Here is a 17,840-nt window from a genome sequence, read left to right as displayed (position 1 = left end):
CTTCGGTGCTTACGGGTTCGCGCGGTTCATCGGTCTCATCCTCCCGGCCGGGTTGCCGGTTGTTTGTGAGGACGTGCCCGGAGCCTAAATGGTTCATGCCTCGAAGGGAACGTGATATGTACTTCACTCCATCGAGGGATCGAACACGCATACGACGCTGGACTAGGGTGAGTTCTCGACGAGGGTGGCGTTACAACGGCTCTACCAGGCCTCGGTACCCTCTGAGCGGCGACCGAAGCCGACCCCTTACCCCAAAGGGGCCCCATTGAAATTCAGCGAGGAGCGAACCGCGTGACCGCCGATACGTCCGTGCCGTCCACAGCGCTGCTGGCAGGAGCAGACCGGGACGGCTCCAACTACACCGCGCGGCACCTGCTCGTCCTTGAGGGCCTCGAAGCCGTGCGCAAGCGCCCCGGCATGTACATCGGATCGACCGACAGCCGCGGTCTGATGCACTGCCTGTGGGAGATCATCGACAACGCCGTGGACGAGGCCCTCGGGGGCTACTGCGACCACATCGACGTCATCCTCCACGACGACGGCTCCGTCGAGGTCCGGGACAACGGCCGTGGCATCCCGGTGGACGTCGAACCCAAGACCGGCCTGTCCGGCGTCGAGGTCGTCATGACCAAGCTGCACGCCGGCGGCAAGTTCGGCGGTGGCTCCTACGCGGCCTCCGGCGGCCTGCACGGCGTCGGCGCCTCCGTGGTCAACGCGCTCTCCGCGCGTCTCGACGTCGAGGTCGACCGCGGTGGCAGTGTGCACGCCATCAGCTTCCGTCGCGGTGTGCCGGGGGCCTTCACCGGCACCGGTCCGGACGGCAAGTTCGAGGCCGGCAGCGGGCTGCGCAAGACCAAGCGGGTGCCCAAGACCCGCACCGGCACGCGCGTGCGCTACTGGGCCGACCGCCAGATCTTCCTCAAGGACGCCAGGCTCTCTCTGGACACGCTCCACCAGCGTGCCCGCCAGACCGCCTTCCTGGTCCCGGGCCTGACCATCGTCGTCCGTGACGAGTACGGCCTGGGCGAGGGCGGCAGCAAGGGCGAGGAGTCGTTCCGCTTCGACGGCGGAATCAGCGAGTTCTGCGAGTACCTCGCCACCGACAAGCCGGTCTGCGACGTCCTCCGCTTCTCCGGGCAGGGCACCTTCAAGGAGACCGTGCCGGTCCTGGACGAGCACGGTCAGATGACCCCCACCGAGGTGACCCGCGAACTCGGCGTCGACGTCGCGATGCGCTGGGGCACCGGTTACGACGTGAACCTGAAGTCGTTCGTCAACATCATCGCCACGCCCAAGGGCGGCACCCATGTGGCCGGCTTCGAGCAGGCCGTCCGGGAGACCCTCAACGAGGTGCTGCGGGCCAAGAAGCTGCTCCGCGTGGCCGAGGACGACATCGTCAAGGACGACGCCCTGGAGGGGCTCACCGCCGTTGTCACCGTCCGGCTCGCCGAGCCGCAGTTCGAGGGCCAGACCAAGGAGGTCCTCGGCACCTCGGCGGCCCGCCGGATCGTGAACAACGTGATCTCCAAGGAGCTGAAGGCGTTCCTGACCTCCACCAAGCGCGACGCGGCCGCCCAGGCCCGTGTGGTCATGGAGAAGGTGGTCGCCGCCGCGCGGACCCGCATCGCGGCCCGCCAGCACAAGGACGCGCAGCGCCGGAAGACGGCCCTGGAGTCCTCGTCCCTGCCGGCCAAGCTCGCCGACTGCCGCAGCGACGACGTCGAGCGCAGCGAGCTCTTCATCGTCGAGGGAGACTCCGCGCTCGGCACCGCGAAGCTGGCCCGGAACTCCGAGTTCCAGGCACTGCTGCCGATCCGCGGCAAGATCCTCAACGTGCAGCGGTCCTCGGTGACGGACATGCTCAAGAACGCCGAGTGCGGTGCGATCATCCAGGTCATAGGGGCGGGCTCCGGCCGCACCTTCGACATCGACGCGGCCCGCTACGGCAAGATCATCATGATGACCGACGCCGACGTCGACGGCTCCCACATCCGCTGCCTGCTGCTGACGCTGTTCCAGCGCTACATGCGGCCCATGGTGGAGGCGGGCCGGGTCTTCGCCGCGGTGCCGCCGCTGCACCGCATCGAGATCGTCCAGCCCAAGAAGGGCCAGGACAAGTACGTGTACACGTACTCGGACCGGGAGCTGCGCGACAAGCTCATGGAGTTCCAGAGCAAGGGTGTCCGGTACAAGGACTCCATCCAGCGCTACAAGGGTCTCGGCGAGATGGACGCCGACCAGCTGGCCGAGACCACGATGGACCCGCGCCACCGCACCCTGCGCCGCATCAACCTCTCCGACCTGGAGGCGGCGGAACAGGTCTTCGACCTCCTGATGGGGAACGACGTGGCTCCCCGCAAGGAGTTCATCTCCGGCTCGGCGGCGACCCTGGACCGGTCGCGGATCGACGCGTAGCCGTCGAGCGGTACTCGGCCCAGGGGGAGGCCGGACGGGTGTGGCGGGGAGCCCCGGCGGAAGCCGGGGCTCCCCGGCGTTCCGAGGCCGAGCCGCACTCCCCGCACCCGGGACGGCGCTCGTCACCAGTGCCTCTCCACCCGCGGGTGGAGAGATCCCGCGTGCCGGAATCCACCCGCGATCCACCCCCGCTCCGATCTGCTGACCTGGGCCTTTCCGTAGCGTCGTAGGCGTCGGCAGCTCCCGCTCCCGACACCACCCCTTCCGCACGGAGGCACTGATGTCCGGGCTCGTCAACGCGCTGCTGATCGTGGCCGTCGTCGTCGTGGTGATCGTCCGCCAGTTCCGCGCCCGCCCGATCGACACAGGCCGGCGCTGGTGGCTGCTGCCCGTGGTCCTCGCGGTCGTCGCGCTGCGCGAACCGGCCGTACTCGACTCCCACCACCGCACCGCATCAGCGCTGCTGCTCGGCACCGAGATACTCGTGGGGCTGGTCATGGGTGCCGCCTGGGCCTGGACCACCCGGTTGTGGATCGAACCCGACGGCGTGGTGTGGACGAAGAGCACCAAGGCCAGCGGGATGGTCTGGATCGGCGGCCTGGCCGTGCGTGTCGGTCTCTTCGCCCTGGGATCCCTGCTCGGCATCCATCAGGACAGCTCGGCCCTGATGCTCGGCCTGGCGGTCCTCCTCCTGGTCCGTTCCGGCATCCTCGTCCGGCGTGCCCAGTGGCTCCCCTCCGCCGCGTCCACGAGCGGCCCCGGCCGGGCGTACGGTGACGGCATGGCCCGGGTCACCAGGAAGGAAGGCGTGTGACCGAGAACGCCTGGACGCGCTGGCCCTCGCGCGAAGCGCTGAGCCGAGCGGGGGTCTCCCGCCCCCGGCGCCTGCTCGCCTGGGCCGTTCGGCTGGTCGTCCTCGCCCTGCTGCTGTGGAGCGCCTTCCACCAGTCGCACGTCCACGGCTGGGGCCTGGCGGCCGCCGTCGCCGGTGTCCTGGCGACCGCCGCGGCCTCGTGGGGCTTCTACCGGACCACCTACGCCCACCGGCTCGTGCCCTCCCTGGTCCTCGTCACCGTCCTGCTGGCCCTCGCGGTCGCGGCGCAGATCGCGGGATTCCACGGACCGGCCCTGGTGATCTGGTGCGGCTGCGGCATCACCGCCCTGGAGCGGCTGCCGGTCGCGATCGCGCTGCCCGTCGCGTCCGTGGGCCTGGCCTCGTACTCCGCGTTCAACAACGACGTATGGCTGACCACGGCGGCCACCGTGGTCGGCATGGCCCTCGCCGGCTACGTCATGAGACTCGACGCCGAGGCCCGGGGCCACGCACAGCGTCTGCTCGCCCAGGAGCGTGCCGCGAGAGCCGCCGAGGCCGAATCGGCGGCGCTGGGGGAGCGGGCACGGATCGCCCGGGAGATCCACGATGTGCTGGCGCACAGCCTCTCGGCCCAGATGGTGCACCTGGAGGCGGCGCGGCTGCTGATCGAGCGGGGCGCCGACCGGGAGCAGATCCTCGAACGCGTCGTCGCGGCCCGGGCCATGGCCAGGGACGGACTCGCCGAGACCCGGCAGGCCCTGTCCGCCCTGCGCGGCGAGCTGACCCCGCTGGAGGAGTTCCTCACGGAGGTCACGGGTTCGACCGACGGCGCCGAGGTCACCGTCACGGGTGAGCGCCGCGCCCTGCCCGCCGAGGCGTCGCAGACCGTCCGGCGCGTCGCCCAGGAAGCGCTGACGAACGTCCGCAAGCACGCCTACGGCGCCAAGGTGCGGGTACGGCTCGACTACAGCGAGCACGAAGTGACGCTGGACGTACGTGACTCGGGAGGCCGTCCTGGCGAACTCAGCGGCGCCGGCGGCGGGTACGGTCTGCTCGGTATGCGGGAGCGGGCCGAACTGCTGGGCGGGTCGCTGGAGGCAGGGCGTGACGACGAGGGGTTCGCGGTGACGTTGAGGGTGCCCGTATGACGGAGGGGGAGAAGAAGCCGGCGCGGGTGGTGGTCGCCGACGACCAGACGGTCGTCAGGGAGGGCATCGTGATGCTCCTCGGACTCCTTCCCGGCGTGGAGGTCGTCGGGGCCGCCGGCGACGGCGAGGAGGCGGTACGGCTGGTCGCCGAGCTCTCCCCGGACGTGGTGCTGATGGACCTGCGGATGCCGCGCTGCGACGGGGTGGAGGCGACCCGGCGGATCAGGTCCGAGTATCCGGGGACCCAGGTCGTGGTGCTCACCACGTTCGCGGACGACGAGTCGCTGTTCCCGGCGCTGCGGGCCGGTGCCCGTGGCTACCTCACCAAGGATGCGGGCGGCGACGAGATCGTGCGCGCCGTGGAGAGCGTGCTCTCCGGAGACGCCGGACTGTCGCCCAGCATCCAGCGCCGGCTGCTGGAGCGGCTGTCGCACCCCGAGCCGGCACCGGTGGCCGCCGAGGCGCCCGACGGGCTGACCGCGCGGGAGACCGAGGTCCTGGTGCTGATCGCCGAGGGGCTCACCAACCAGGAGATCGCCCGCAGGCTGCACGTCTCCACCGCGACGGTGAAGACACACATCAACAACCTGTTCGCCAAGACGGGCCTCAAGGACCGTGCGCAGGCGGTGCGTTATGCCTACGGCAAGGGACTGGTGCGGCCACCAGCGGATTGAGTCACCTGATGGGGTGAAGAGCCAGGGGAAGAAGAGTCGGGGATCTTCCCGATCTGTCCATCCTTGGGCATGCAGTCAAGCAACGGTCGTCACCGCGACGGCGGGGGCGGTCCCGAGAGTTCGGCCGGGAAGCACGAGGACCAGGGCGAGCACGGCACCGTCTCCCGGGAAGTCAGGTACGAGGACCCCTGGTACGACGCCCTGGCCTCCGGCTGGGGCGAGCTGGACGGCACCGCCGCGCCGCCTCCCGCCGTACCGGGCGCGCGAACGGAGCCGGACGACGCGGCTGTTCGCGCCCGTGACGTCTATCTGGAGGTGCAGCGCAGCGCGGCCTTCCAGGAGGTGCGCAGCCGTTACCGGCGGTTCGTGGTGCCGGGCTTCGCCGTCTTCTTCACCTGGTACGTGGGGTACGTGGTGACCGCGACGACGGCGCCCGGGCTGATGGCGCGGCCCGTCGCAGGAGCGGTGAACGTGGCGATGATCGCGGGTCTCGGGCAGTTCCTCACCACCTTCCTGCTCACCTGGGCCTACGCCCGGCACGCGCGGCTGCGCAGGGACCGTGCCGCCCTGGAACTGCGCTGGGACACGCAGGAGCTGACGCGTGGGGTCCGGGGCGGTGAGTCATGACGGGCCAGCATCAGACCCTGGCGCTGTTGCTGTTCAGCGCGTTCGTCGCCGTGACGCTCGGCATCACGACGTGGGTGAGCCGGAGACGGCATGGTTCGGCCGAGGAGTTCTACGCCGGCGGGCGGCTCTTCTCCCCGATGGAGAATGGTTTTGCCATCGCGGGCGACTACATGTCGGCGGCCTCTTTCCTCGGTGTCACCGGACTCATCGCGCTCTTCGGCTACGACGGGCTGCTCTATGTGGTGGGCTTCCTGGTCGCGTGGCTGGTCGTGCTCTTCCTGGTGGCCGAACTGGTGCGCAACTGCGGTCGGTTCACGCTCGCCGACGTGATCGCCGCGCGGATGCGGGAGCGGCCGGTGCGGATCGCGGTGGGAGCTTCCTCGGTCACCGTGTCCGTTCTCTATTTGGTGGCGCAAATGGTGGGCGCGGGCAGCCTGGTGGCGCTGCTGCTGGGGCGGACCAGCCAGGCCGCGGAGGCGTGGACGGTCATCGGGGTCGGTGCGCTGATGGTGATCTACGTGTCGTTGGGAGGGATGCGGGCCACCACCTGGATCCAGATCGTGAAAGCGGTCCTGCTGCTGAGCGGGACGGTGGTGCTGACCGTTCTGGTGCTGCTGCGGTTCCACGGCGACATCGACCGGCTGCTGCTCACGGCCGCCGAGCGCAGCGGCCACGGTCGGGCCTTCCTGGTGCCGGGACTCAAGTACGGCGGCGGCTGGAGCGCGCGGCTGGACTTCATCAGCCTGGGGCTGGCGCTGGTGCTGGGGACGGCGGGGCTGCCGCACATCCTGTCGCGCTTCTACACGGTGCCGACCGCGCGGGCGGCCCGGCGATCGGTGGTCTGGTCGATCGGGCTGATCGGCGGCTTCTACCTGATGACGATCGTGCTCGGGTTCGGGGCGGCGGCTCTGGTCGGACCGGACGTGGTGCGCGCGTCCAGCGCGTCGGGGAACACGGCGGTTCCGCTGCTCGCCCTCGACCTGGGCGGCGGCGCGGGCTCCACCGGGGGGACGGTGCTGTTCGCGGTCGTCGCCGCCGTCGCCTTCGCGACGATCCTCGCGGTGGTCGCCGGGATCACCCTCGCCTCCTCGGCCTCGGTCGCCCACGACCTGTACGCCTCACTGCGCCGCCCCCGCGCCAGGCCACGCAGTGAGGTGGCGGTGGCGCGGACGGCGGCCGTCGGGATCGGTGTCGTCGCCATCGCCCTGGGGCTGCTGGCCCGGGATCTCAATACCGCCTTCCTGGTCGGCCTGGCCTTCGCGGTGGCCGCCTCCGCCAACCTGCCGGTGCTGCTGTACTCGCTGTTCTGGCGGGGCTTCACGACCCGCGGGGCCGTGTGGGCCGTATACGGCGGACTGGTCCCCGCCCTGGGGCTGGTCGTGCTGTCCCCGGTGGTGTCGGGAAGCCCGGCCTCGCTGTTCCCCGGGGTGGACTTCCAGTACTTCCCGCTGCAGAACCCGGGGATCGTGTCGATTCCGCTCGGCTTCCTCGCGGGCTGGCTCGGCACGGTCACCTCGGACGAGGTGCCGGACGAGGGCAAGCACGCGGAGACCGAGGTGCGGTCGCTGACCGGGGCGGGGGCCGTCTGAAGCAGCGCAGGCGCTATGGCGCCACCCAGGCGTACCGGTGCTCCGGGCGGCCCGTGTCGCCGTACTTCAGGGAGAGGCGGAGCCGGCCGGCCTGTTCCAGGTGGCGCAGGTAGCGCTGGGCCGTGGAGCGGCTCAGGCCGGTCTCGGCGGCCACCTCGTGGGCCGAGAGCGGGTGGTCCGCCTGGTGCAGGACCCCGCAGATGAGGTCGGTGGTGGGTTCGGAGTGGCCGCTGGGCAGCCCGGGCGCGGACGGCGGCGCCGAGGTGCGCAGGGCGCCGAAGATCCGGTCCACCTGCTCCTGGCCCGTCAGGCCCCGGCCGCCGACCCGGTCGACGGTGCGGCGCAGGGCCGCGTAGGAGTCCAGACGGGTGCGCAGCGCCACGAAGGTGAACGGCTTGACCAGGTAGTGCAGGGCGCCCAGACGCATCGCCTTCTGGACGGTGGTCACATCGCTGGCCGCCGTGATCATGATGACGTCGGCGCCGTGGCCCTGCTCCCGCATCCGGTGGACGAGTTCCAGGCCGGTCTGGTCCGGCAGATAGTGGTCCAGCAGGACCAGGTCGATGGTGCCGCGTTCCACGGCGGCCAGGGCCTGGGCGGCGCTGTGCGCGCGGGCGGCCACCCGGAAGCCGGGAACCTTCCCCACGTACTTGGCGTTTATCTCAGCGACGCGGAAGTCGTCGTCGACCACCAGGACGTCAATCATCAGGCCTCTCCTTCAAGGCCGGCGAGCGTTAAGCCCGTGTTTCGTCTGCGCAGTTGTAGCGCGAGCAAAAAGAGCACAACAGGTGCTTGCGAGCAAAAGAACGGCTTGCGCCCAGAAGACTGCTGTTGTGGCACGGGCCACACCTACCGTCCCGGCCCATGAGCGCAGACACCAGCCCCGCCATCGAGCTACGGGGCGCGAGCAAGATCTTCAAGACCCCGTCGGGGGGTCTGCACACGGCCGTCCGCGACCTCGACCTCACCGTGGGACGCGGCGAGTTCGTGGCCGTCGTAGGGCCGACGGGTTGTGGCAAGTCCACCACGCTGACCCTGGTCAGCGGGCTGGAGGAGCCCAGCGAGGGTGAGGTGCTGGTGGCCGGTGCGCCGGTGGCCGGCGTCGGCGACAAGGTCGGTTTCGTCTTCCAGCAGGACGCCACCTTCCCCTGGCGGACCGTGCTGTCCAACGTGATGGCCGGGCCCCGCTTCCGGGGCGTGCCCAAGGCGGAGGCCAGGGACAAGGCCCGCGCCTGGCTGGCCAAGGTCGGTCTCGCCGCCTTCGAGGACCGTTACCCGCACCAGCTCTCCGGCGGTCAGCGCAAGCGCGTGGCGCTCGCCGCGACCTTCGTCAACGACCCCGAGATCCTGCTCATGGACGAGCCGTTCTCCGCGCTCGACGTGCAGACCCGGGCCCTGATGTCGGACGAACTCCTCGAACTGTGGGAGGGCACGGGCGCCTCGGTCGTCTTCGTCACCCACGACCTGGAGGAGTCCATCGCGCTGGCCGACAAGGTCGTCGTCATGACCGCCGGGCCCGCGACCGTGAAGCAGGTCTTCGAGATCGACCTGCCCCGCCCCCGCAAGGTCGAGTCGGTCCGTCTGGAGCCGCGGTTCATCGAGATCTACCGCGAGATCTGGGAGTCCCTCGGCGAAGAGGTCCGCATCACCCGTGAGAGGGGCGCCGCCCATGTCGCCTGACGTCCTCAGCACACCGGTCGTCGACACGGCCAAGACCCAGGACCGCGCCCAGTCGCGGGCCCAGGCCGCCCGTAGACGCAAGGCGATCGTGTTCGCCGTGCGCGTCCTGCTCCTGGTGGCCGTCCTCGGCCTGTGGGAGGTCCTGTCCCGGGCCGGTGCCATCGACCCGTTCAACTTCTCGATGCCCTCGAAGATCTGGGACCAGATCTGGACCTGGGTGACCCACGGCACCGCCCTCGGCTCCCTCGGCGAGCAGATCTGGTACACGCTCTACGAGGCCCTGCTCGGCTGGGTCATCGGTGTGATCGCCGGTGTCGTCTTCGGTATCGCCCTCGGCCGGATCGCGTTCCTCGCCGACGTCCTCGGTCCCTACATCAAGGTGCTCAACTCGATCCCCCGGATCGTGCTCGCCCCGATCTTCGTGATCTGGTTCGGGCTGGGAGCCTCCTCCAAGGTCGCCTCGGCCGTGGTGCTGGTGTTCTTCCCGGTGTTCTTCAACGCGTTCCAGGGCGCCCGTGAGGTCGACCGCAACCTCGTGGCCAACGCCCGGATCCTGGGTGCCAGCGACCGCCGGGTGACCCTCCAGGTCGTAATCCCGTCCGCCACCTCGTGGATCTTCACCAGCCTCCACGTCAGCTTCGGCTTCGCCCTCATCGGCGCCATCGTCGGCGAGTACATCGGCGCCACCAAGGGCATCGGCCTGCTCGTCGCGCAGTCGCAGGGCACCTTCAACGCGGCCGGTGTGTACGCCGCGATGGTCATCCTCGCCGTCGTCGCGCTCGCCGCCGAAGGGCTGCTCACCTTCGCGGAGCGCCGCATCTTCCGCTGGAAGCCGTCGGACTCCGACAGCTGATCCCGGCTCCTCCTCCTCCCCGCCCCGCCCCGCACCGCCTTCTCACAAGGACGTGAACGTCATGCGCAAGTCCGCCAGATACGGCACCCTGGCCGCCGCCGGCCTGCTCGCCCTCTCCTCCCTCACCGCGTGCGCCAACGACGCGGCCAGCACGGCCTCCACCGGCTCCGGCAGCAAGAGCGACGGCAAGGGCACCAAGGTCAAGATCATGGTCGGTGGCCTGGACAAGGTCATCTACCTGCCGGCGATGCTCACCCAGCGGCTCGGCTACTTCGACGCCGAGGGCCTGAACGTGGAACTGCTGACCGAGCCGGCCGGTGTGCAGGCCGAGACGGCGCTCGTCGCCGGGCAGGTGCAGGGGACGGTCGGCTTCTACGACCACACGCTGGACCTCCAGACCAAGGGCAAGGCCGTGGAGTCCGTCGTGCAGTTCTCGCGGGCGCCCGGCGAGGTGGAGATCGTCTCCACCAAGGCGGCCGGTGACATCACCTCGCCCAAGGACTTCAAGGGCAAGAAGCTCGGCATCACCAGCCTCGGGTCGTCCACCGACTTCCTCACCAAGTACCTCGCCGTCAAGAACGGGGTGAAGGTCAACGAGTTCTCGCCGGTCGCCGTCGGCGCGGGCGCGACCTTCATCTCGGCGCTCCAGCAGGGCTCCATCGACGGCGGTATGACGACCGACCCGACCGTCGCGACCATCCTGGACAAGAAGGCGGGCAAGATCCTCCTGGACATGCGGACGCCGGAGGGCTCGCAGGAGGCGCTCGGCGGCCCGTACCCGTCGTCGAGCCTGTACATGCAGACGGACTGGGTCAACGGTCACAAGGAGACCGTCCAGAAGTTGGTCAATGCCTTCGTCAAGACGCTCAAGTGGATGTCCACGCACAGCGCCGCCGAGATCGCCGCCAAGATGCCCGCCGACTACGCCCAGGGCGACAAGGCTCTCTACACGGAGTCCATCAAGAGCACGCTGCCGATGTTCACCGACGACGGTGTGATGCCCGAGAACGGCCCGGAGACCGTGGAGAAGGTGCTCAAGGCGTTCAACACGAACATCCAGAACGCCGACGTCGACCTGAGCAAGACGTACACGACGGAGTTCGTCGAGGCCGCCAAGTGACGGCCCGTTAAGAGAGCTCAGCCGCGGGTCGCCCACACGTAACGGTGTTCGGGGCGGCCCGCGTCGCCGTACTTGAGGGTCAGCCGGGCCCGTCCGGTGCGCTCCAGGAGCTTCAGATAACGCTGGGCGGTCTGCCGACTCACCCCGGTCCGCTCGGCGATCTCCTGGGCCGACAGCGGACCCTCGGCGTTCATCAGGCACTGCCGGACCAGCTCGGCGGTGGTGGGGGAGTGCCCTTTGGGCAGCTGCGGCTCGGACGACGCGGACAGGGCGCCGAAGATGCGGTCCACCTCGGCCTGTTCGGCCTCGCCGCCGCCGTCCAGGGTGCGCCGCAGCTGCGCGTACGCCTCCAGCTTGGCCCGCAGCCCCGCGAACGCGAACGGTTTCACCAGGTACTGCAGGGCGCCCTGGCGCATGGCCGCCTGCACGGTCGACACGTCCCGGGCCGCCGTCACCATGATCACGTCGGTCTGGTGGCCGCGCCGGCGCATCTCCTGGACCACCGCGAGGCCCGTGTCGTCGGGCAGGTAGTGGTCCATCAGGACCAGGTCGAGATGGGGCAGTCTCTCCAACTGGCGCAGCGCGTCGGCCGCGTTGTGGGCCTCGCCGGCCACCCGGAAGCCCGGCACCTTCTCGACGTAGGCGGCGTTGACCCGGGCGACCCGGGTGTCGTCGTCCACGACCAGGACCTGGATCATCGTGTCTCCTCGTCCGCCGGGGCGAGCGCCGCGTCCAGCTCCAGCTCCGGTTCGGTCAGCGCCTCGGGGAGCACGACCGTGAACTGCGCGCCCCCGCCCTCCGCCTCGCCCACGGTCGCGCTGCCGCCCTGCCGTTCGGCGAGCCGCCGCACCAGGGGGAGCCCGATGCCGCGCTTGCCGTGCGCGGGCGGCTTCTTGGTGGACCACCCCTCGGTGAAGACCACCTCCCGCTGCTGCGCCGGGATCCCGGGCCCGGTGTCGTGCACCCTGAGGACGATCGTGCGGCCCTCGGCGCACAACTCGACCTCCACGCGCGCGTGCGGCGTACCGGCGACCGCGTCCAGCGCGTTGTCCACGAGGTTGCCCACGACCGTGACCAGCCCCCGGGGATCGACCAGCCGGTCCGGGAGCCGGGTGCGGTCCGAGACCCACAGGGCGACCCCGCGCTCGGCGGCGACGGTGGCCTTGCCGACCAGCAGCGCGGCCAGCAGCGGATCCTGGATCTTCTCCGTGACCTGCTCGGCGGTGACCCGGTGGTCCCCGACCACCTCGCCGACGAACTCCACGGCGTCGTCGTACATCTCCAGCTCCAGCAGCCCGAGCAGGGTGTGCATCCGGTTGGCGTGCTCGTGGTCCTGGGCGCGCAGGGCGTCGATGAGACCGCGGGTGGAGTCGAGTTCGCGGCCGAGCTGCTCCAGCTCGGTGCGGTCGCGCAGGGTGGCGACGGCGCCGCCGTCGTCGGTGGGCATGCGGTTGGCGACCAGGACCCGCTGACCGCGTACGGTGAGCAGATCGGTGCCGACCACCCGGCCGGCCAGGACGTCGGTCGTGCGGCCCTCGCCGAGCGCCTCGTCCGGGGGCAGGCCGACGGCCTCGTCACCGATGCCGAGGAGCCGTCTCGCCTCGTCGTTCAGCAGGCGGATGCGACCGCCGCGGTCCAGGGCGACGACACCCTCGCGGATGCCGTGCAGCATCGCCTCGCGCTCCGAGAGCAGCGCCGAGATGTCGGAGAAGGCCAGGTCACGGGTCTGTCGCTGGACCCTGCGGGAGATCAGCCAGGCGGCCAGCGCGCCGACCGCGAGCGCGCCGCCGGCGTACGCGAACAGCCCCGGGATCGCGCTCAGCAGCCGGGCCCGCACACTGTCGTAGGCGATACCGACCGAGACCGCCCCGATGATCCGGTGCTTCGCGTCGTACAGCGGCACCTTGCCCCGCGCGGAGCGCCCCAGGGTGCCGTTGTCGATCTGCATGACCTCCTTGCCGTCCAGTGCCTCCGTGGGGTCGGTCGAGACATGGCGGCCGATCTCCGAGGGTGTGGTGTGCGACCAGCGGAATCCGCCCCGGTCCATCACCACGATGTACTCGGCGTGGGTGGCCTTGCGGATCCGCTCGGCCTCCTGCTGCACCGGCCCGTTCACGCTGGGCGGGGTGGTCAGGACGCCCTCGGCGATCTGCGGGTCCTGCGCGGTGGTCTGGGCGATGGCCAGCGCTCGGCGCATCGCCTCCTGGTCCAGCTGCTTGCTCAGCGGCGCCAGGAAGAGCCCGGTCGCGAGCACCGCGACCCCGGCGGCGATCGCCACCTGCATCAGCAGGACCTGCGAGAACACCTTCCGGGGCAGCCGGGGACGCAGACGGCGCGCGGGGGGCTTGGGGCTCATACCCACGACGGTACGTGCGCGGGGGCGCCGGGCCGTAGGGGTGTGGCGCGGATCTCTTGACCATTCCTTGGGGAAAGCGCCCCGGAGACCGGAAAACCCTCTCCAGGGCCGGGTCAGCTCGCCAGCGCCGTCGTCCTCCGCACTTCCCGCACCGACACCACGTCCATCCGGGCCGGCGATCCCAGTACCGACACCCCGCAGCTCTCCGGGCGGGGCGGCAGGGAGGCGCCCTGGTCCACACCGACCCGCCAGCGGCGGCCGTCGGTGTGGGCGACGGTGACGTCCCAGCGCGGGGCCGCGCCCTCGGTCCGTACGACGCTCAGCACGTCCGCCGCGTACTCGCCCACCGCCTCGCGGACGGCCAGCTCGGCCGCCTGGCCGGGCCGTTCCCAGGCGGAGCACCCGCGGCACCCCTCCAGCACCACACGGCCCTCCTGGGCGCCGTGCAGGACCTCCTTGACGGCGTGGGCCTCGGCGCGGCCGTACGCGTAGCCGTACGGCAGGACGAGCACCGTCGGCGAGAAGCGATGACCACCCAGATGGGTGACCTCCCAGGTGCCCTGTACACCGGACGCGGCCAGCTCCGCGGCGAGCGGGCGGCCCAGCAGGGCGCAGCAGCGGTCCCGCTTGCCGTTGGTGCAGACGAGCGCGAGCGCGCTGCCCCGGTGCGGGCGGCCGCCGAGCGCGGCGCCGAACGAGCGGTGGTCGCCCGCGCCCAGCGCGGCGAAGTCCAGGCCGAGCAGCTGCCGGGGGTCGCGCGTGGTGGCGCTGTGCAGCCAGACGTTCCCGGGGACCGTGTGGGCCACGTACACCTGGCGTACCGCGGGGGTGCCGGGGTCGGCGTGCCGGCCGGGGCGGCGGATGAGCGCGACCCGTACGCCGGTCCCCTTGGCGGCGGCCTCCAGGGCGCGGCCCAGCGCGGGGTCCAGATGGCTCGAAGTGAGCGCCTTGGCACCCCACGGGCCGGGCTGTTCCAGCAGCAGCCACGTCGTCGCGGTGGCGGCGGTGCCGGAAACGGGCTCGTCGAGCATCCGGGAGACGGTTGCGCACCTACTCACAGAGGTGAGCCTAACCTGACTTTGCCCGGGGCGACTTCCGGCCCCGCCCGTCCACCCCGTTCGCCCCGCCCGTTCGCCTCGCCCGCCTCGCCCGTCCGTCCCGCCGACAGGGTCACTCCGGCAGGGGCTGCGGGGGCTTCGGGCCCACGTAGTGGCCGCTGGGGCGCATACGCAACGGGCGTTCGCCGTACTCCTCCAGGGCGTGCGCGATCCATCCCGCCGTCCGGGCGACGGCGAAGATCGTCTCGCCCGCGGTGGCCGGCATGCCGCAGGAGGCCGTGAACACGGCCAGCGCCAGGTCCACGTTGGCGTGCAGCGGGGTGTGCCGGGCGGTCGTGGCGACGATGTCCCGGGCCGCGAGCAGGGCGGGCTCCGCGCGCGGCAGCTCCTCCAGGAGCGCGAACAGGACCCGCGCACGGGGATCCTCGCCCTGGTACAGACGGTGGCCGAGGCCGGGGATACGGCGGCCCGCGCGGAGTTCGTCCGCGATCACCGTGACGGCGGTGCCCTGGTCGAGGACGTCGAGCAGCATCCGGTGGGCGAGGCCGCTGGAGGCGCCGTGCAGGGGGCCTTCGAGCACACCGAGCCCGGCCGACACGGCCGCGTACGCGTGGGCGCGTGCGGAGGCGGCGACCCGGACGGCGAGTGTGGAGGCCGCCAGGTCGTGGTCGACGAGCAGCGCGAGCGCCGTGTCCAGGACGCGCAGCGCGGCGTCCTCGGGGTCGATACCGGTCAGTCTGCGCCACAGGCGGTGGGCCAGCGGGCCGTCGTCCCGCCGGCCGCGGTGCCGCACCGGCAGCGCGGCGACGAGCGTGGGGATCAGCACCCGCGCGGTGCCGAGCACGGCCTCCTCGGACAGGTCGAAGCGCAACGGGTCCTCGGCCGCCGCGGCGATCGTCGCGACCCGCAGCCGGTCGGTGGGGGTGGTGTGTTCCGGCAGCGCGTCGACGGCACGGCGGGCGACGGCGACGGTGGCCTCCGGGGCGGTCAGGGCCACGCCCCGGTTCATCCGGCCCGTCCACAGCCACTCGGCCACCTCCTCGTAGGAGTGGCGCGTGGCCAGTTCGGTGGCGTCGACACCCCGGTAGAAGTACCGGTCCTTGTCGATCAGCGTGATCCGGGTGCGCACCGACAGATCGCCGCCGGACCCCGGACTCCCCGCGGCCTCCCGCCTGTTGCGCCGGGCGAGTGCCTCCACCTCCCTGGCGTCGAAGGTGCTGGCGCGGCCGCCGGGCTCGCGCCTGCTGCTGAGCTGACCGCGGCTCACATAGGCGTACACGGTCTCGGGCTTCACACCGAGCAGTTCGGCGGTCTCCCTGGTGCTCAGCCGCTGGGCGGAACTGCCGGGAGCGGGTTGTTGATCGCGCATGGCGCCACCGTAGTGGGCTTCGAGACATATCGATGATGCATTGATTCAATCAATATTGACAAGATTAGAGTCAATAATGGACAGTCAGGTCAATCTCAGGGAGGAAAACGGAGGCACATCATGGCCGTCAACCGAACCGCGTCGCCCCTTGTCGAGGTGCCGCGCGGGCTCGCCGGGGTCGTCGTCACGGACACCGAGGTCGGTGATGTCCGGGGCAGTCAGGGCTTCTACCACTACCGCCAGTACTCGGCCGTCGAACTCGCCCGCACCCGGGGCTTCGAGGACGTCTGGCACCTCCTGGTCCACGGCGAACTGCCGGACGCGGAGCGCGCCGCCGCCTTCGCCGCCGAGACCGCGGCGCTCCGGCGGCTGCCGGACGGGGTCCGGGCGGCCCTGCCCGCGGTGGCCGCGGCGAGCGGGACGTCCGGCCCGCTCGCCGGTATGCGCACGGCGCTCTCGCTGCTCGGCGCCGCCCAGGGGTTCCGGCCGGTGTACGACGTCGACGCGGACCGGCGGCGGGCCGACACGGTCGCCGCCTGCGCGGCCGTGCCGACGCTCCTTGCGGCGCTGTACCGGCTCGGGCGAGGGCTCGACCCGGTGGAGCCGCGCGAGGACCTGTCGTACGCGGCCAACTACCTGTACATGTTGACCGGTGCGGAGCCGGACGCCCGGCGGGCGCGTGCGGTCGAGCAATACTTGATCTCAACCATTGACCATGGATTCAATGCATCAACATTCACGGCTCGGGTCATCGCGTCGACCGGCGCGGATGTCGCGGCCTGTCTCGTCGGGGCGGTCGGCGCGCTGTCCGGGCCGCTGCACGGGGGCGCGCCCAGCCGGGCGCTGGACACCCTGGACGCGATCGGGACGCCGGACCGGATCGACCCGTGGATCCGCGAAAGGGTCCTCGCCGGCGACCGTGTGATGGGCTTCGGGCACGCGATCTACCGCACGGAGGACCCGCGTTCCCGCATGCTGCGGGAGATTGCCGAGGGTTTCGGCGGCCCCCGGGTCGAGTTCGCCGTCGAGGTCGAACGCCACGTCGAACGCATCCTCGCCGAGCTGAAGCCCGGCCGTGAGCTCCACACCAACGTCGAGTTCTACGCGGGCGTGGTCATGGAACTGTGCGGCCTGCCCCGCGAGATGTTCACCCCGACGTTCGCGGCGGCCCGCGTGGTCGGCTGGAGCGCCAACATCCTGGAACAGGCGGCGGACTCGAAGATCATCCGCCCGGTGGCGCGGTATGTGGGGCCGGTGGCGCCGGTGGCGGTTCCCGCCGTGGCGTGACGGGCGTGACGGGCGCGACGGGCGTGGCGGGCATGGCGGCGACAGGAAAAGGGCCCGGCCGCCAAGCGCGGCCAGGCCTCGTCATGTGGTCGTCCTGCGGTGTCCGGCCGGAGTTCAGACGTCCGGAATGTCGATCTTGGCTTGAAGTAGTGTCTCGCGCGTGATGACCACGATCCGCTCGTCGCTCGACCGGCCCGCGTCGGAGGGGAGTTTGCCCTCGAGCGCCTCGGTTCTGTCTGCCCCGATGACGGCGAACGTGCCGTCGCTCAGCTCAAAAATGTCTGGACAGGTGCTGCCGTCGAGGCTGCCGCGCTGACGGGGGGATGCGCCGATGCGGCGGATGATGTCTGGTGAGCTCACGGAGCGTACGGTAGCGATCTCGAATCGGTTACTAGCGGGCAAGGCTCGCGAAACGCCATAGACAAGATCACGCCATTATTTGACGCGAGCGTTTAGCTGTGGCCTGGGCGGTCCGGAGGCCGGCGCGCGGAAATGAACCGAGTGAAAACCGGTCAACGGTGTCCGCCTCCGTGCGCTGCCGATGCTATTCGGACGGGATGTCGGCCTTGGCGCGGACCAGTGTCTCCCGGCTGATGACCACGATGCGTTCGTCCGCGGCTCGTGCGGCGTCGGCGGGTAGCTCGCGTTCGAGCTCCGCGGTGGCGTCGGTCCCGATCACGGCGAAACGGCCGTCGCTGAGTTCGAAGATGTCCGGGCAGGTATCGCCGGTCATGCTCCCGCGCTGCTGGGGGGAGGGGCCGATGCGGCGAATGATCTTCAAGGTATTCCCGTCCTAAGCGGTCAGGGACGCGGTGTGGCCACGGAAGGATAAGCGGCCTGGACGTGCCGG

At 70.9% G+C, this 17,840-nt stretch carries 17 protein-coding genes; 10 read left to right on the top strand and 7 right to left on the bottom strand.

Features of this window, described 5'->3' with window-relative positions:
- The first annotated feature begins 291 nt into the window (after positions 1-291).
- From ACIPSJ_RS36400 to ACIPSJ_RS36375, 6 genes are all read left to right on the top strand, one after another.
- Entirely contained in the window at positions 292-2,415 is a 2,124-nt protein-coding gene (locus ACIPSJ_RS36400) for a DNA topoisomerase IV subunit B (protein WP_355726470.1), read from the top strand.
- A gap of 280 nt (positions 2,416-2,695) precedes the next feature.
- Positions 2,696-3,229: a DUF1453 domain-containing protein gene (locus ACIPSJ_RS36395; RefSeq protein WP_401352338.1), complete on the top strand. Its 534-nt coding sequence runs from the start codon at positions 2,696-2,698 to the stop codon at positions 3,227-3,229.
- On the top strand, positions 3,226-4,377 hold the full coding sequence (locus ACIPSJ_RS36390; protein ID WP_401352336.1) for a sensor histidine kinase: 1,152 nt from the start codon (positions 3,226-3,228) through the stop codon (positions 4,375-4,377). Before ACIPSJ_RS36395 ends, ACIPSJ_RS36390 begins: the two co-directional genes overlap by 4 nt.
- Positions 4,374-5,051: a response regulator transcription factor gene (locus tag ACIPSJ_RS36385; protein WP_355709896.1), complete on the top strand. Its 678-nt coding sequence runs from the start codon at positions 4,374-4,376 to the stop codon at positions 5,049-5,051. The genes ACIPSJ_RS36390 and ACIPSJ_RS36385 overlap by 4 nt, the downstream gene beginning before the upstream one ends.
- Positions 5,052-5,120: 69 nt before the next feature.
- Positions 5,121-5,678 carry a DUF485 domain-containing protein gene (locus ACIPSJ_RS36380; RefSeq protein WP_401352334.1) on the top strand — a complete coding sequence of 186 codons (558 nt, stop codon included), beginning with the start codon at positions 5,121-5,123 and terminating at the stop codon, positions 5,676-5,678.
- Positions 5,675-7,267: a cation acetate symporter gene (locus tag ACIPSJ_RS36375; protein WP_401352332.1), complete on the top strand. Its 1,593-nt coding sequence runs from the start codon at positions 5,675-5,677 to the stop codon at positions 7,265-7,267. Before ACIPSJ_RS36380 ends, ACIPSJ_RS36375 begins: the two co-directional genes overlap by 4 nt.
- A gap of 13 nt (positions 7,268-7,280) precedes the next feature.
- Here ACIPSJ_RS36375 and ACIPSJ_RS36370 read toward each other — a convergent pair whose 3' ends face one another.
- On the bottom strand, positions 7,281-7,973 hold the full coding sequence (locus ACIPSJ_RS36370) for a response regulator (RefSeq protein WP_359210787.1): 693 nt from the start codon (positions 7,971-7,973) through the stop codon (positions 7,281-7,283).
- A gap of 158 nt (positions 7,974-8,131) precedes the next feature.
- Here ACIPSJ_RS36370 and ACIPSJ_RS36365 point away from each other — a divergent pair, with 158 nt between their 5' ends.
- From ACIPSJ_RS36365 to ACIPSJ_RS36355, 3 genes are all read left to right on the top strand, one after another.
- Positions 8,132-8,947, top strand: a complete 816-nt coding sequence (locus ACIPSJ_RS36365) for an ABC transporter ATP-binding protein (protein WP_355709904.1) — start codon at positions 8,132-8,134, stop codon at positions 8,945-8,947.
- Complete coding sequence (locus ACIPSJ_RS36360; protein WP_401352330.1) at positions 8,937-9,800, top strand: ABC transporter permease; 864 nt, start codon at positions 8,937-8,939, stop codon at positions 9,798-9,800. The genes ACIPSJ_RS36365 and ACIPSJ_RS36360 overlap by 11 nt, the downstream gene beginning before the upstream one ends.
- Before the next feature lie 61 nt (positions 9,801-9,861).
- Positions 9,862-10,920, top strand: coding sequence for an ABC transporter substrate-binding protein (locus tag ACIPSJ_RS36355; protein WP_355709908.1), 1,059 nt, complete (start codon positions 9,862-9,864; stop codon positions 10,918-10,920).
- Between the two features lie 17 nt (positions 10,921-10,937).
- Here ACIPSJ_RS36355 and ACIPSJ_RS36350 read toward each other — a convergent pair whose 3' ends face one another.
- From ACIPSJ_RS36350 to ACIPSJ_RS36335, 4 genes are all read right to left on the bottom strand, one after another.
- Positions 10,938-11,618, bottom strand: a complete 681-nt coding sequence (locus ACIPSJ_RS36350; RefSeq protein WP_401352327.1) for a response regulator — start codon at positions 11,616-11,618, stop codon at positions 10,938-10,940.
- A complete protein-coding gene (locus tag ACIPSJ_RS36345; protein ID WP_401352325.1) occupies positions 11,615-13,276 on the bottom strand; it encodes an ATP-binding protein in 1,662 nt (553 codons plus the stop codon). The genes ACIPSJ_RS36350 and ACIPSJ_RS36345 overlap by 4 nt, the downstream gene beginning before the upstream one ends.
- 113 nt (positions 13,277-13,389) lie before the next feature.
- Positions 13,390-14,334 (bottom strand): sucrase ferredoxin, encoded by a 945-nt coding sequence (locus ACIPSJ_RS36340; protein ID WP_401352322.1) that lies wholly within the window; start codon positions 14,332-14,334, stop codon positions 13,390-13,392.
- A 112-nt stretch (positions 14,335-14,446) separates the two neighbouring features.
- Positions 14,447-15,703, bottom strand: a complete 1,257-nt coding sequence (locus ACIPSJ_RS36335) for a citrate/2-methylcitrate synthase (RefSeq protein ID WP_401352319.1) — start codon at positions 15,701-15,703, stop codon at positions 14,447-14,449.
- Between the two features lie 120 nt (positions 15,704-15,823).
- Here ACIPSJ_RS36335 and ACIPSJ_RS36330 point away from each other — a divergent pair, with 120 nt between their 5' ends.
- A complete protein-coding gene (locus tag ACIPSJ_RS36330; protein ID WP_401352317.1) occupies positions 15,824-16,990 on the top strand; it encodes a citrate synthase/methylcitrate synthase in 1,167 nt (388 codons plus the stop codon).
- A gap of 114 nt (positions 16,991-17,104) precedes the next feature.
- Here ACIPSJ_RS36330 and ACIPSJ_RS36325 read toward each other — a convergent pair whose 3' ends face one another.
- Positions 17,105-17,350: a hypothetical protein gene (locus ACIPSJ_RS36325; RefSeq protein WP_355709920.1), complete on the bottom strand. Its 246-nt coding sequence runs from the start codon at positions 17,348-17,350 to the stop codon at positions 17,105-17,107.
- Between the two features lie 184 nt (positions 17,351-17,534).
- Positions 17,535-17,771, bottom strand: coding sequence for a hypothetical protein (locus ACIPSJ_RS36320; protein ID WP_359210808.1), 237 nt, complete (start codon positions 17,769-17,771; stop codon positions 17,535-17,537).
- Positions 17,772-17,840 lie beyond the last annotated feature (69 nt).

This window comes from Streptomyces sp. NPDC090088 (assembly GCF_044747345.1).
In the GTDB taxonomy this organism is placed as follows: domain Bacteria; phylum Actinomycetota; class Actinomycetes; order Streptomycetales; family Streptomycetaceae; genus Streptomyces.
Note: the sequence above shows the minus strand (reverse complement) of the source record. Positions and strands in the feature narration are given on the sequence as shown.